At 69.2% G+C, this 13,751-nt stretch carries 13 protein-coding genes; all 13 read left to right on the forward strand.

Going from position 1 to position 13,751, the window contains the following annotated elements; genetic code table 11:
- Positions 1-139 precede the first annotated feature (139 nt).
- The 13 genes from AC07YH_RS15840 to AC07YH_RS15900 all read left to right on the forward strand — a co-directional run bounded on the left by AC07YH_RS15840 (position 140) and on the right by AC07YH_RS15900 (position 13,726).
- On the forward strand, positions 140-970 hold the full coding sequence (locus AC07YH_RS15840; RefSeq protein ID WP_494747932.1) for an FtsW/RodA/SpoVE family cell cycle protein: 831 nt from the start codon (positions 140-142) through the stop codon (positions 968-970).
- On the forward strand, positions 967-1,419 hold the full coding sequence (gene ybgC, locus AC07YH_RS15845) for a tol-pal system-associated acyl-CoA thioesterase (RefSeq protein WP_494747933.1): 453 nt from the start codon (positions 967-969) through the stop codon (positions 1,417-1,419). Before AC07YH_RS15840 ends, ybgC begins: the two co-directional genes overlap by 4 nt.
- A gap of 114 nt (positions 1,420-1,533) precedes the next feature.
- A complete protein-coding gene (gene tolQ, locus AC07YH_RS15850) occupies positions 1,534-2,232 on the forward strand; it encodes a protein TolQ (RefSeq protein ID WP_494618527.1) in 699 nt (232 codons plus the stop codon).
- Between the two features lie 4 nt (positions 2,233-2,236).
- A complete protein-coding gene (locus tag AC07YH_RS15855; protein WP_494747934.1) occupies positions 2,237-2,758 on the forward strand; it encodes an ExbD/TolR family protein in 522 nt (173 codons plus the stop codon).
- Positions 2,759-2,765: 7 nt separating this feature from the next.
- The gene (gene tolA / locus AC07YH_RS15860; protein ID WP_494747935.1) at positions 2,766-3,581 is read left to right on the forward strand and encodes a cell envelope integrity protein TolA; all 816 of its coding nucleotides are present in this window, start codon (positions 2,766-2,768) and stop codon (positions 3,579-3,581) included.
- Positions 3,582-3,610: 29 nt separating this feature from the next.
- Positions 3,611-4,909 carry a Tol-Pal system beta propeller repeat protein TolB gene (gene tolB, locus AC07YH_RS15865; RefSeq protein WP_494747936.1) on the forward strand — a complete coding sequence of 433 codons (1,299 nt, stop codon included), beginning with the start codon at positions 3,611-3,613 and terminating at the stop codon, positions 4,907-4,909.
- 193 nt (positions 4,910-5,102) lie between these two features.
- Positions 5,103-5,669: a peptidoglycan-associated lipoprotein Pal gene (gene pal / locus AC07YH_RS15870; protein ID WP_494747999.1), complete on the forward strand. Its 567-nt coding sequence runs from the start codon at positions 5,103-5,105 to the stop codon at positions 5,667-5,669.
- Positions 5,670-5,745: 76 nt separating this feature from the next.
- The gene (ybgF, locus tag AC07YH_RS15875; RefSeq protein WP_494747937.1) at positions 5,746-6,603 is read left to right on the forward strand and encodes a tol-pal system protein YbgF; all 858 of its coding nucleotides are present in this window, start codon (positions 5,746-5,748) and stop codon (positions 6,601-6,603) included.
- On the forward strand, positions 6,594-7,793 hold the full coding sequence (tilS, locus tag AC07YH_RS15880) for a tRNA lysidine(34) synthetase TilS (RefSeq protein WP_494747938.1): 1,200 nt from the start codon (positions 6,594-6,596) through the stop codon (positions 7,791-7,793). Before ybgF ends, tilS begins: the two co-directional genes overlap by 10 nt.
- 97 nt (positions 7,794-7,890) lie before the next feature.
- Positions 7,891-9,774 carry an ATP-dependent zinc metalloprotease FtsH gene (ftsH, locus tag AC07YH_RS15885; RefSeq protein WP_494747939.1) on the forward strand — a complete coding sequence of 628 codons (1,884 nt, stop codon included), beginning with the start codon at positions 7,891-7,893 and terminating at the stop codon, positions 9,772-9,774.
- 140 nt (positions 9,775-9,914) lie between these two features.
- Positions 9,915-12,401 carry a PAS domain-containing protein gene (locus AC07YH_RS15890; protein ID WP_494747940.1) on the forward strand — a complete coding sequence of 829 codons (2,487 nt, stop codon included), beginning with the start codon at positions 9,915-9,917 and terminating at the stop codon, positions 12,399-12,401.
- Between the two features lie 9 nt (positions 12,402-12,410).
- Positions 12,411-13,223 (forward strand): dihydropteroate synthase, encoded by an 813-nt coding sequence (gene folP / locus AC07YH_RS15895; RefSeq protein ID WP_494747941.1) that lies wholly within the window; start codon positions 12,411-12,413, stop codon positions 13,221-13,223.
- A 146-nt stretch (positions 13,224-13,369) separates the two neighbouring features.
- A complete protein-coding gene (locus AC07YH_RS15900; protein WP_494747942.1) occupies positions 13,370-13,726 on the forward strand; it encodes a response regulator in 357 nt (118 codons plus the stop codon).
- Positions 13,727-13,751 lie beyond the last annotated feature (25 nt).

Below are 13,751 nucleotides of genomic sequence, written 5' to 3' on the forward strand. Positions count from 1 at the left end.
CCGCGACATCCTTGGACCTTTCTTGGACCTTCCGTTTGTACGGATTGGACGTCATCGAGTTTAAAGCACCTCCAGTGAAAAGGTTGCCTGCGACGGATTGTCTCGATCTAAGCTTGGGGCCTTACGCAGGAAGGACTTCATGAGCCGCGCGTCCGTCGCCGTCGCCTTGCAGGTCGTTGGAACGCTGGCGGTCTCGATCCTGGCCATCCGCGCGGCGGGCGGTTCGGACTCGGCGATGATCCTGCAAGGCGCGGCCGGCCTGGTCGGCGCGTTGCTGGCCATGACCATCGCCTGGCTGGTCCGGCCGCCGGGTCGCATCGCCGCCGCCGTCCTGCTGGTGCTCATCCTGATCGCCGAGATGTATGTCCTGGTAGCCGGCGTCTCGATGGGAGGCGTTCGTCGCTGGGTGGCTCTTGGACCAATCCAGCTGCACGCGGCCTCGCTGCTGGTCCCGCTGGCGGCCTGGCTCGCCGCCCAGCGGCTGGAGACGGCGACCGCCATTCCGCTTGGCGCGATCTTTCTCGTCCTGGCCGCCCAGCCCGACGCGGCGGCCGTCCTGGCCCTGACCCTGGCGCTGGGCGCCGTGGCGCTGGTGGACAGGTCCAAGCGCCGGATCGCCGGCGTCCTTGCCGCCATCGGCGCGCTCGGCGTCGCTTGGGCCCTCAGCCGTCCCGACCCGCTCCCCGCCGTAGACCACGTCGAGCTGGTCATCCGCCGCGCCTTCGAGGCCTCCCCGACCCTCGGCCCGCTCGCCGCTGTCGCCCTGATCACCGTGCCCGTGGCCATGCTCTGGCGCCGCCGCACCCCCGCCACCCTGGCCCTGGCCGCCGCCTGGGCCGGCTTCGTCCTCGCGAACCTGATCGCCAACTATCCCGCGCCGGTCATCGGGGCGGGCGCGGCGCCGGTGCTGGGGTGGCTGCTATCCGTGGGGCTGACGTTCGCGACGCCAACGGCTAAGCAGTCCTCATGACGACCCCGCCCGAACCCACTGCCGGCGTGTTCTCCGGCCGCGAGCATCAGCTGCCCGTGCGCATCTACTACGAGGACACCGACTTCTCGGGGATCGTCTATCACGCCAACTACCTGCGCTATCTGGAGCGGGGGCGCAGCGACTTCTTCCGGATGGTTGGCATCTCGCACACCGAGCTGGCCAAGGCCGACACGGCGTTCGCGATCATCCACATGACGCTGGACTTCAAGCGCTCGGCGCGGATCGACGACGCGCTGGTGGTGCGCACCACCTATGACCGGGTGAAGGGCGCGCGGCTCTATGTGACCCAGCGGGTCACACGCGGCGACGACGTGCTGATCGAGGCCAAGGGCGAGGCGGTCTGCATCACCCTGGACGGGCGTCCCCGTCGTCCGACCACGGAGATGCTGGCGCGGCTGGCGCCGTGGTTGGCGAGCGAGAGCGAATAAACAAACATCGTTTTTCGGGATCGCTCGACGATTGTCATAGTTTCACCCAAGCGTCGCTTCATGCCATACGGCGCACTGTAAGTGTTTTAGACGCCCCAACGGAGCCAAACCCGCATGGACGCCTCGGCAGCCGCCCCGAATTTCTCGTTCTTCGCTCTCTTCATGCAGGCCGACTGGGTCGTGAAGGCCGTCATGATCGGTCTGATCCTGGCGTCTCTGGGCTCGTGGGCCGTGATCCTGGACAAGCTGTTCCGCTTCGCGAACCTGAATCGCGCCGCCGACCGCTTCGAGGAGCAGGTGTCGGGCGGCCGTTCGCTGGAGGATGTCGCGGGCGAGGCCGGCGCCAATCCGCGCCACGCCCTGCCGCGCATGCTGCAGGCGGCGCTGAAGGAATGGCGCGACGCCAAGGCCAAGGGCGCGATGAGCGAGAATCAGGCCGGCTTCCTGATCGCCCGCATCGACCGCATCCTGGACGCCCAGATCGCCCGCGAGAGCACCAAGGTCGAGGAAGGCCTGGGCAGCCTGGCCATCGTCGCCACCGCCAGCCCGTTCATCGGCCTGTTCGGCACGGTCTGGGGCATCATGCACGCCTTCCAGAACATCGCGATCTCGAAGAACACCTCGCTGGCCGTCGTGGCCCCGTCGATCGCCGAGGCGCTGTTCGCCACGGCCGTCGGCCTGATCGCCGCCATCCCGGCCTATATCGCCTACAACAAGTTCTCGACCGACGCGGGCAAGTACGCCGGCCGCCTGGAAGGCTTCGCCGACGACCTGTCGACCGCGATCCAGCGTCGCCTGTCGGACCGGGTCTGAGCCCATGGCCATGTCCTCCAACGACGCCTTCGCCACGGGCGGCGGCCGAGGTCGCCGCCGTCGGGGTCGCCGCGGCAAGGGCGCCCTGTCCGAGATCAACGTCACCCCGCTGGTCGACGTGATGCTGGTGCTGCTGATCATCTTCATGATCAGCGCCCCGCTGCTGACCGCCGGCGTGCCGCTGGAGCTGCCCAAGACCGAGGCCGCCGCCCTGCAGAACCAGGACGAGCCGATCACCGTGTCGATCCGCAAGGACGGCCAGATCTTCGTCGGCGAGAAGCAGATACCGTTCGAGAACCTGGCGCCGGGCGTCTCCGCCATCGCCGGCAGCGGCTACAGCAAGCCGATCTTCGTCCGCGCCGACGGCGGAGCGACCTATGCGGTCGTCGCCCAAGTGATGGCGGGCCTGTCGAACGCGGGCTTCAACAAGATCAACCTGATCACCGAGACGGGCGGTCCCTCCACGGGCGCCGCCCCGAAGGACGCTCAGCCGGAGGGCTCGGGCGACCTGCGGCCGGCTCAGTAGAATCGGCATGAGCGCTCGCCGCGAACCCCAGATCTCTCCGGGCCTGCTGGCCTCGATCGCGCTGCACGGAGCCGTGGCGGCGCTGATCGCGTTCGGTCTGCCGTGGAAGTCGCAGAAGCCGATCACCATCGGCGAGTCGGTGCCCGTGACCATCGTCACCAATGGCCCGACCAATGTGCGTCCGGCCGAGGAAGCGCCCGAGGAGCAAACGGCCCAGGCGCCGGATCCGGTCCCGGAGGCCACCCCGCAGCCGCCGGCCCCGACGCCCGCGCCGACCCCGACGCCCGCTCCGGCGCCGCCGCCCAAGCCGACGCCGGTCCCCAAGCCGGCCGTCACGCCCACGCCCGCCAAGCCGACGCCGACGCAGAAGAAGCCGGACACCGACTTCTTCGCCTCGCTGGAAGCCTCGATCGCCAAGTCCAAGAAGGCGACGGGCAAGCCGACCGCCAATGCGCCCAAGGGGCCGGCCCGCGCGGAGACCTCGGTCTCGGCCCGTCCGGCCATGGGCGCGGCCACCGGCCTGTCCGCCGCCGCGCTGGGACGGCTGCAAGGCGAGGTCCAGGACCGCTGGAACCCCAATTGCGAGGTCGAGGGCGGCGCCAATGTCACCGTGCGGGTGGTGTTCGTGATCGGCCCCGGCGGCCGCGTCGTCGGCCAGCCGGAGTCGCCGGGCACCTCCTCGCCCGACCCCGTCGTCAAGGCGGCCTCGGACCGCGCCGTGCGCGCGCTGTTCGCCGCCTCGCCGTTCGCTTACCTGCCGCAAGACCTGTACGGTCAGAAAATCGCCCTCAACTTCAACGCAAAACAGGCCTGTTCGCGTTGATGCTGGGAAGGAAACACAAGGAGACCCCGATGCGCTTGAAAGCCCTGGTGCTGATTGCTGCTGTCCTGATGGGCGGCGTCGCGTTCGTGACCCCGGCCGCCGCGCAGATCGAGGTCGACATCAACTCCGGCGCGGTCAAGCCGCTGCCGATCGCCGTTCCGGCCTTCTCGGGCACGACGCGCGGGGCCGAGATCGCCCAGGTCATCACCGGCAATCTCGAGCGCTCGGGCCTGTTCCAGCCGCTGAACGTCTCGGCGGTTCCGGACAAGCTGCAGGACGTCAATGTCCAGCCGCGCTTTCCCGACTGGCAGGCGACCGGCGCCCAGGCGCTGATCAACGGCCAGGTCACGGTCGGTCCCGACGGCGGCCTGCGCGTCGACTTCCGCCTGTGGGACGTGTTCAGCCAGCAGCAGCTGCTGGGCCTGCAGTTTTCCTCGACGCCGGACAACTGGCGCCGCGTGGCCCACAAGATCAGCGACGCCGTCTATGAGCGCCTGACCGGTGAAAAGGGCTATTTCGACACCCGCGTGGCCTTCGTCGCCGAGAGCGGTCCCAAGCTGGCCCGCGTCAAGCGCCTGGCGATCATGGACCAGGACGGCGCCAACCCGCAGTACCTGACCGACGGCTCGTACATCGTGATGACGCCGCGCTTCTCGTCGACCAGCCAGGAACTGACCTACATGGCCCTGCGGCCGACGGGGTCGTCGATCTACCTGCTGAACCTGGAGACCAGCCGCCAGGAAACGGTTGGCAAGTTCCCGGGCATGGTGTTCGCCCCGCGCTTCTCGCCGGACGGCAGCAAGGTGGCGTTCTCGGTCGAGAAGAACGGCAACAGCGACATCTACCTGATGGACCTGCGCAGCCGCGCCACCACCCGCATCACCACCGACCCGGCCATCGACACCTCGCCGTCGTTCTCGCCGGACGGCACCAAGATCGCCTTCAATTCCGACCGTGGCGGCCAGGCCCAGCTCTATGTGATGAACACCGACGGTTCGGGCGTGCGCCGCATCTCGTATGGCGGCGGCCGCTACACCACCCCGGTCTGGAGCCCGCGCGGCGACTTCATCGCCTTCACCAAGCAGACGGGCGGCGAGTTCCACATCGGCGTCATGCGCCCGGACGGCGGCGACGAGCGCCTGCTGACCACCAGCTATCTGGACGAGGGCCCGACCTGGGCCCCCAACGGCCGGGTGCTGATGTTCTTCCGCGAGAGCTCGGCCGGCAATCCCAAGCTCTGGACGGTGGACATCACCGGCCGGATTCTGCGCCCAGCGGCCTATGGCGGTTCGGGCTCCGACCCCGCCTGGTCGCCGCTGCTGGACTGATTGGCACACAAGCGTCGCAACCTGAGCCTAAGCATAGGCGTTCAAGGCTAAGGTTGCTTGCGCGTGTTATTCGCGCCGGAAGTGAATTCGCATCGTCTGACGGACGTCTGACATCATTGTGAGACTTCGTGAGGCATTTCATGGGTCCATTCCAAGCGTTGCGCAGGTATGGATCAGGTCCAGAATTCGTAGACTGAGGAGAAACTGGATGAGCTTCGACACCCAGCGCGCCATTAGACTGGCGCTTGTCGGCGTGGCCGCCGCTTCGCTCGCCGCCTGCGCTTCGCGTCCGAAGCCCCAGCCCGTCGCCCCGGCTCCCGAGCCGACGCCGGCCGCGCCGAGCCAGCCCTACACCCCGCCGCCGGCCCCGCCGGTCGCCAGCGGCGTGCTGCCGGGCTCGGTCCAGGACTTCGTCGTCAATGTCGGCGACCGCGTCTATTTCGACACCGACGAATATTCGGTTCGCGCCGACGCCCAGCCGGTCCTGGCCGGTCAGGCCCAGTGGCTGAACCGCTACACGCAGGTCCGCATCCGCATCGAAGGCAATGCCGACGAACGCGGCACCCGCGAATACAACCTGGCTCTGGGCGCTCGTCGCGCCAACGCCATCCGCGATTTCCTGATCGGCCAAGGCGTCGCCGCGGCCCGCATCGAGACCATCTCGTTCGGCAAGGAACGCCCGATCGACGGCGGTTCGAGCGAAGAATCGTGGGCCAAGAACCGTAACGGCCACACGGCCATCACGGACGGCGCCCGCTAAGCTGCAAGTCCTAGGGCGGCTGCTCGAACGAGTAGCCGCCCTAGTTTTGTCCAGTCCCTACCGGTAAATCAGGGTCATGAAGCTGAAATCCGCTCTGCTCGCCGTCCTGTTCGCCTCGACCGCCGCGGTCGCTGTCGCCCAGACCCCGCTGCCGCCGGCCGATCCGCTGGACGACCGCTCGGCCAAGCGCGTCGAGCGCATGGAGAAGGTGGTCCGCGAGCTGCGCGCGATCGTCTTCCAGGGCCGCGACACCGGCAAGCCCGTGGTCGTGCAGCCGGCCGAGACCGACGCCCAGATCGCCGCGCTGAACGAGCGTGTCGGCGACCTGGAACAGACCCTGACCCGCCTGAACGGCCAGAACGAGGCCGCCAATTTCGAGCTGACCAAGGCCAACCGCGCCGCCGCCGACCAGAAGGCGCGCGCCGATCAGCTGGAACAGCGCCTGGCCGGGCTGGAGAAGTCGATCGCCGACATGCAGGCCGCCGCCGCCGCGCAGGTGGCCGCGCCGCCGCTGGCCGGCGGGACCCCGCCGCCGCCCGCGCCGCCGGCCGATCCGGCCGTGGCCTTCAAGCAGGCCAAGGACCTGCTGCTGGCCGGCGACTACGCCAACGCCGAGCAGGCCTTCGCCGCTTACGTGAACAACTATCCGGACAGCCCCAAGACGCCGGAAGCCCGCTACTGGCAGGGCGAGACCCTGTTCGTGCGCGAGGCCTATACCGAAGCCGCCGGCGCCTATATCGGCGCGATCCGTGGCTGGCCGCAGACCAGCTGGGCGCCCGACGCCACGCTGAAACTGGCCCGCTCGATGGTGGCCCTGAAGAAGACCACCGAGGCCTGCCGCACCCTGGACGAGCTCTCCAAGCGCTATCCGAAGGCCCCGGCCCAGGTCACCTCGCGCGCGGCCTCGACCCGCGTCGCGGCCAAGTGCGCCTAGAGACGGTTCGAGCCGCCCTCGATCGGCGGCTCGATCGCGCCTCCGCCGCGCCGCTGGCCGTCGGGTTCTCCGGCGGCGGCGATTCTTTGTTCCTGTTGAAGGCGGCTCTGAAGCTGGGACGGCCCGTGCTGGCCCTGGCTGTCGACCACCAGCTGCAGTCCGACAGCGCGCGCTGGACCGCCGATGCGGTCGCCAAGGCGCAAGCGCTGGGCGCGGAGGCTCGGGCGCTGGCCTGGACCGGCGACAAGCCCGCCACCGGCCTTCCCGCCGCCGCCCGCCGGGCGCGTCACGCGTTGCTGGCCAACGCCGCCCGCGAGGCCGGGGCCAGGGTCCTGCTGCTGGGCCACACCGCCAGCGATCTCGCCGAGGGCGCGGCCATGCGGGCCGAGGGCTCGACCGTCTCCGATCCGCGCGAGTGGGCCCCGTCGCCGGTCTGGCCGGAGGGGCGGGGCGTGTTCCTGCTGCGGCCGCTGCTGGGCTTGGGTCGCGATGACATCCGCCAGGCCCTGGCTGCCGAGGGCGAGACCTGGTTGGACGATCCGGCCAATGAAGACCTCCGCTACGCCCGGGCGCGCGCTCGGGCCTCCGGCGCGGACGAGGTCGCGCCCATCGAGACCACCCCGCGCTCGCCGCCAGCCTTCGAGGTCGATCGCGCCGGGACGATCCGTCTTCCGCGCGCCGCCGCCGCGGCCCACCTCGCCGCTGCATTGCTCTGCGCCGCCGGGACCGAGCGACCGCCGCGCGGCGAGCGCCTGACCCGGCTCGTCGAGCGCCTGCGCTCGGGCGAGACCTTCACCGCCACCCTGTCCGGCGCGCGGGTCGAGGCCGGCGAGGACGTCCTGATCTGCCGCGACGCCGGCGAGACCGCGCGGGGCGGCCTGGCGCCGCTGGACCTCGCGCCCGGCGAAACCGGCGTCTGGGACGGCCGCTGGGAGATCACCGCCGGCGCCTTGTCGTTGACCGTCGAAGCCTTGAAGGGCAAGGCCGCCAGCCTCTCGCGCGACCTCGCCGCCATCCCCGCCGCCGCGCGTCCCAGCCTGCCGCTGATCCGCCGCGACGGCGCTGTCCCGTATTCACCCGCGCTTGACGGCCCGGACCTTGCAGTTGCAGGAAACGCATGTGCGCGTCCGCTCGTTCTGGATCGGTTCAAGGCCGCGATCGGCTTGATCGACCAAGAATCCGTGACCTGATGTCACGCACGTGGCGCAACCGCTCGGGACCTCCTATCTTGGGAGGTCAAGAACCCTATTCGTTGGGCAGCCCCCACTCGCTAGGAAGACAAGGCGTATGAATTTCCGGAACCTGGCCATCTGGCTGGTGATCGTCGCGGTGCTGGCGGGCGTGTTCGTCGTCAGTCAGAACGCGCGCACGAAGAATGGCGGCGAAGTCAGCTATTCGCAGCTGCTCAAGGACGTCGATGCGGGCAGGATCAAGTCCGCCGAGATCTCGGGCCAGACGGTCGTCGCCACGACCGCCGACAAGAAGACCCTGACGGTCAACGCGCCGCTGAACTCCGACGAGCTGGTCAACCGCATGGTGGCCAAGAACGCCGACGTGAAGTTCAAGAGCGGTTCGATCAGCTTCCTGGCCATCGTGGTCCAGCTGCTGCCGATCCTGCTGGTCGTGGGCGTCTGGCTGTTCTTCATGCGCCAGATGCAGGGCGGGGCCAAAGGCGCCATGGGCTTCGGCAAGTCCAAGGCCCGGCTGCTGACCGAGAACAAGAACCGCATTACCTTCGAGGACGTCGCGGGCGTCGACGAGGCCAAGGAAGAACTGCAGGAGGTCGTCGACTTCCTGAAGGACCCGGCCAAGTTCCAGCGCCTGGGCGGCAAGATTCCCAAGGGCGCGCTGCTGGTCGGTCCTCCCGGTACGGGTAAGACCCTGATCGCCCGCGCCGTCGCGGGTGAGGCGGGCGTGCCCTTCTTCACGATCTCCGGTTCGGACTTCGTCGAGATGTTCGTCGGCGTCGGCGCCAGCCGCGTGCGCGACATGTTCGAGCAGGCCAAGAAGAACGCCCCCTGCATCATCTTCATCGACGAAATCGACGCCGTCGGTCGCCACCGCGGCGCCGGCCTGGGCGGCGGCAACGACGAGCGCGAACAGACCCTCAACCAGCTGCTGGTGGAGATGGACGGCTTCGAGGCCAACGAAGGCATCATCCTGATCGCCGCCACCAACCGTCCGGACGTCCTGGACCCCGCGCTGCTGCGTCCGGGCCGCTTCGACCGTCAGGTCGTGGTGCCGAACCCGGACGTCGCCGGTCGCGAGAAGATCATCCGCGTCCACATGAAGAACGTGCCGCTGGCCGCCGACGTCGACGTCAAGACGCTGGCGCGCGGCACCCCGGGCTTCTCGGGCGCTGACCTGGCCAACCTGGTCAATGAAGGCGCCCTGCTGGCCGCCCGCAAGAACCGCCGCATGGTCACCATGCACGACTTCGAAGCGGCCAAGGACAAGGTCATGATGGGCGCCGAGCGTCGCTCGATGGCCATGAGCGACGCCGAGAAGAAGCTGACCGCCTATCACGAGGGCGGCCACGCCCTGGTGGCCCTGCGCGTCCCCGTCGCCGATCCGGTCCACAAGGCCACGATCGTGCCGCGCGGCCGGGCCCTGGGCATGGTCATGCAGCTGCCGGAAGGCGACCGCTATTCGATGAGCTACGACATGATGACCTCGCGTCTGGCCATCATGATGGCCGGCCGTGTCGCCGAGGAGCTGATTTTCGGCAAGGAGAAGATCACCTCGGGCGCGTCCAGCGACATCAGCGCCGCCACCGGCCTGGCCCGCAACATGGTCACCCGCTGGGGCTTCTCGGACGAGCTGGGCACGGTGGCCTATGGCGACAACCAGGACGAGGTGTTCCTGGGCCACTCGGTCGCCCGCACCCAGAACGTCTCGCCCGAGACGATGATCAAGATCGACAAGGAAGTCCGCCGCCTGGTCAAGGCCGGCGAGGACGACGCCCGCAAGATCCTGACCGACGAGCTGGACAACCTGCACGTGGTCGCCAAGGCCCTGCTGGAGTTCGAGACCCTGAGCGGCGACGAGATCATCGGCGTCATGAAGGGCGAGGCCCCCAAGCGTGACGAGGACGAAAGCAACAAGGAAACAGTCGCCGCGCCGTCCCTGGTGCCGCTGTCCCCGGGCGCGGGCGCCAGCGTCACCGCCTAGGGCGGACCAGACCGAAGACGATCGAAGCCGGCCCCGAAACGGGCCGGCTTTTTTCTTGAGGTCGGCAACCCGACGCGACGTCTGATCGTTGAAGCCTGGCCATGCATGCGTGGCGCGGGGCAATCTGCTATCGGACCATCATGAGCGCGACCGACGAGCCGCAAGGCTCGCCCACCCATCTATCCACGATCCCCGCCTTCCTGACCGGAGGCGGCGAGATGGCCGTGGCGGTGGCGCAGCGCGACTGGTCGGCGACCGCCTTCGGTCCGCTGGACGCCTGGCCGCCCGGCCTGCGCATGGCCGCCTCGCTGATGCTGAACACGCCGATCCCGTCGGTGCTGATCTGGGGCGAGCAGGAGACCATCCTCTACAACGCCGCCGGCGGCGCCTTCCTGGGCGCGGCGGGGCCGGCCGCCTTGGGCCGCCGGTTCGCCGACGTGTTCCCGGTCGCCGCGGGCGTCGCCATGCTGGCCAAGGCCAGGGCCGGCGAGAGCGAGGTGCGCGAGAACGTCGCCTTTATCCGCCCGAACGGCGAGCCGGCCTGGTGCAACCTGATGCTGTCGCCCGTGCGCGGCGAGACCGGCGCGGTCGAGGGCGTGCTGTGCGTCTGCAACGACATCACCGCCCGCGTCCGCCGCGAGCAGGAGCACGACGCCGACCAGCAACGCTATCGCCTGCTGTTCGAGAGCATGGACGAGGGCTTCTGCGTCATCGAGTTCTTCGACGGGCCCGAGGGACCGCTCAGCGACTACGTCCACGTCATGGCCAACTCGGCCTACGAGCGGCACGCGGGCATCCCCAATGTGGTCGGCCAGAAGCTGCGCGAGATGGTCCCGGCCGAGGCCGACGCCTGGGTCGAGCGCTACGGCGCGGTGCTGCGCACCGGCGTGCCGATCCGCTTCGAGCAGGAGCTGGTCGCCACCGGCCGCCACCTGTCGCTGTCGTCGTTCCGCATCGAGCCGCCCGAGCTGAAGCAGGTGGCGGTGCTGTTCCAGGACGTCACCGAGCGCAAGCGGGCCGAGGCCGAGCTGCGCCGGCTGAACGAGACCCTGGAGGCCCGCGTCGCCCAGGCCCTGGCCGAGCGCCGGCAGCTGGCCGAGGTGGTCGAGGGCGCCAGCGTCTTCGTCCAGGTCTCGGACATGCACTTCAACTGGCTGGCCATCAACGCCGCCTCGGCCGACGAGTTCGAGCGCATCTTCGGCGTGCGGCCCAAGGTCGGCGACAACATGCTGGACCTGCTGGCCGACAATCCCGAGGGACGGGAGTCGGTCCACGCCATCTGGCATCGGGCCTTGACCGGCGACAGCTTCATCGAGGTCGGCGAGTTCGGCGACGAGGGCCGCGAGCGCCGCCACTACGAGATGCGCTTCCATCCGCTGCTGGACAGCGACGGGGTGCGGATCGGCGCTTACCAGTTCGTCTATGACGTCACCCAGCGCATGGCCGAGCAGGAGCGCCTGCGCAACACCGAGGAGGCCCTGCGCCAGGCCCAGAAGATGGAGGCGGTCGGCCAGCTGACCGGCGGCCTGGCCCACGACTTCAACAACCTGCTGGCCGGCATTTCGGGCTCGTTCGAAATGATCGGCGCGAGACTGGCTCAAGGCCGGACGTCCGACGTCGAGCGCTATCTGGCGGCTGGCCAGGGCGCGGCGCGGCGGGCGGCGGCCCTGACCCATCGCTTGCTGGCCTTCTCGCGTCGCCAGACCCTGGCGCCCAAGCCGGTGGTGATGAACCGCCTGCTGGCCGACTTCGTCGAGCTGGTGCGGCGCACGGTCGGGCCGGGCGTCGAGGTCGAGATGATCGCCGCCTCGGGCCTGTGGTCCAGTCTGGTCGACGCCAATCAGCTGGAAAACGCCCTGCTGAACCTGTGCATCAACGCCCGCGACGCCATGCCGGAGGGCGGCAAGATCACGCTGGAGACCGGCAACCGCTGGCTGGACACGCGCACCGCCCGCGAGCACGGGCTGGAGCCGGGTCAGTACGTCTCGGTCTGCGTCAGCGACACTGGCACGGGCATCGACAAGGCGACGCTGGAGCGGGTGTTCGACCCGTTCTTCACCACCAAGCCGATCGGCCAGGGCACGGGTCTTGGCCTGTCGATGGTCTACGGCTTCGCCCGCCAGTCGAACGGCCACGTGCGGATCTATTCCGAGGTGGGCGCCGGGACGATGGTCTGCCTCTACCTGCCGCGCCACTTGGGCGCGGAGGAGGGCGAGGTCGCCCCCGAACCCGTGGTGGGCGCGCCGGCGGCGCCGGCCGGCCAGACCGTGCTGGTGGTCGATGACGAGCCGACCGTGCGGATGCTGGTCGTCGATGCGTTGGCCGAGCTGGGCTATGCCTGCCTGGAGGCCGGCGACGGCGCGACGGGCCTGCGCATCCTGCAGACCAACGCCAAGATCGATCTGCTGATCACCGATGTCGGCCTGCCAGGCGGCTTGAACGGCCGCCAGGTCGCCGACGGAGCCCGCGCCCTGCGGCCCGAGCTGAAGGTCCTCTTCATCACCGGCTATGCCGAGAACGCGGTGCTGAACCACGGCCATATCGAGCACGGCATGGAGGTGCTGACCAAGCCCTTCGCCGTCAGCGACCTGGCCGCCCGGGTCGACCGGATGCTGCGCGAGGCGTAGAACCTCGCCATGGCTTCTACGCTTCGTCCCCGCATCATGGGGATCGTCAATGTCACGCCCGACAGCTTCTCCGACGGCGGCAAGTACCTCGGCGCCACCGCCGGCATCGAGCACGCGCGGCGGCTGATCGCCCAGGGCGCCGACATCCTCGACATCGGCGGCGAGAGCACCCGCCCGGGCGCGGCGCCGGTCTCGGAGTTCGACGAGATCCTGCGCGTGGTCCCGATCATCGAGGCGATCCGCGCGGCCAGCGACATCCCGATCTCGATCGACACCATGAAGCCCGGCGTCGCCCGCGCGGCGATCAAGGCCGGGGCGACGATCTGGAACGACGTGGCCGCCCTCCGCTTCTCGCACGACGCTCCCGAGGTCGCCGCCGAACTGGGCTGCGAGGTCGTGCTGATGCACATGCTGGGGCAGCCGGGGACCATGCAGGACGACCCGCGCTACGGCGACGTGGTCGCCGAGGTCGAGGCCTTCCTGCTGGCCCGGGCCTTCACGGCCATGGCCGCCGGGGTGGCCAAGGAGAAGATCTGGCTGGATCCCGGCATCGGCTTTGGCAAGACGGTCGAGCACAACCTGGCTCTGCTGAAGGCCCTGCCGCGCTTTGTGGCCCTAGGCTATCCGATCCTGCTGGGGGCCAGCCGCAAGCGCTTCATCGCCGGGATCGATCCGTCGGCCGGCGAGGCCATCGACCGCCTGGGCGGTTCGCTGGCGGCGCATCTCCACGGCGCGGCGGCGGGCGTGGCGGCGGTGCGGGTCCACGACGTGCGCGAGACCGTGCAAGCCCTGGATGTGCAGGCAGCGATCAAAGCTATTTGAAGTCCGACCAGGGAACCCCTTACCGCATAGGGGTTAGGTGCGTCCGCGCGCGAGTCTGGGTTGATTGCGACGCCCGGTCTCGCTTGCGGGTTGGGGAATCACCGCGCTTAAATATCTGGGGACGGCCTATCGAAAGCACCCGCAAGATGCGCCCGCGACATGCCTTGATTATCGAAGACGAGATCCTGATCGCGCTGGAAATCGAAGCGCTGCTCAAGGAGCAGGGGTTCACCAGCATCGCCATCGCCGACAGCCCGCTGGAGGCGCTGGACTGCGCCCTGAAGCGCAAACCGGATCTGATTACCGCCGATTACCGGATCGTCGACGGCACCGGGGTCGAGGCCGTGAAGATGATCATGGCCCACCTGGGGCCGATCCCGGTCGTCTATGTCACCGGCCACGCCAAGGCTCTGGCCGGGCAGGACGACGGTGTCGTGGTGCAGAAGCCGATCCGGCCGAGCGCCCTGGCGGGGGCCTGGCAGCACGCGCTGCAGGCGGCGTAGCGGACCTCCCGAATCCCGCCTAAAC

The sequence above is a fragment of the Caulobacter sp. GW456-12-1-14-TSB4 genome, from assembly GCF_059424195.1.

What these genes read in the sequence shown, in the direction of transcription:
- AC07YH_RS15840 (WP_494747932.1), top strand. Translation starts at nt 140, where the DNA reads ATGAGCCGCGCGTCCGTCGCCGTCGCCTTGCAGGTCGTTGGAACGCTG.
- ybgC (WP_494747933.1), top strand. Translation starts at nt 967, where the DNA reads ATGACGACCCCGCCCGAACCCACTGCCGGCGTGTTCTCCGGCCGCGAG.
- tolQ (WP_494618527.1), top strand. Translation starts at nt 1,534, where the DNA reads ATGGACGCCTCGGCAGCCGCCCCGAATTTCTCGTTCTTCGCTCTCTTC.
- AC07YH_RS15855 (WP_494747934.1), top strand. Translation starts at nt 2,237, where the DNA reads ATGGCCATGTCCTCCAACGACGCCTTCGCCACGGGCGGCGGCCGAGGT.
- tolA (WP_494747935.1), top strand. Translation starts at nt 2,766, where the DNA reads ATGAGCGCTCGCCGCGAACCCCAGATCTCTCCGGGCCTGCTGGCCTCG.
- tolB (WP_494747936.1), top strand. Translation starts at nt 3,611, where the DNA reads ATGCGCTTGAAAGCCCTGGTGCTGATTGCTGCTGTCCTGATGGGCGGC.
- ybgF (WP_494747937.1), top strand. Translation starts at nt 5,746, where the DNA reads ATGAAGCTGAAATCCGCTCTGCTCGCCGTCCTGTTCGCCTCGACCGCC.
- ftsH (WP_494747939.1), top strand. Translation starts at nt 7,891, where the DNA reads ATGAATTTCCGGAACCTGGCCATCTGGCTGGTGATCGTCGCGGTGCTG.
- AC07YH_RS15890 (WP_494747940.1), top strand. Translation starts at nt 9,915, where the DNA reads ATGAGCGCGACCGACGAGCCGCAAGGCTCGCCCACCCATCTATCCACG.
- folP (WP_494747941.1), top strand. Translation starts at nt 12,411, where the DNA reads ATGGCTTCTACGCTTCGTCCCCGCATCATGGGGATCGTCAATGTCACG.
- AC07YH_RS15900 (WP_494747942.1), top strand. Translation starts at nt 13,370, where the DNA reads ATGCGCCCGCGACATGCCTTGATTATCGAAGACGAGATCCTGATCGCG.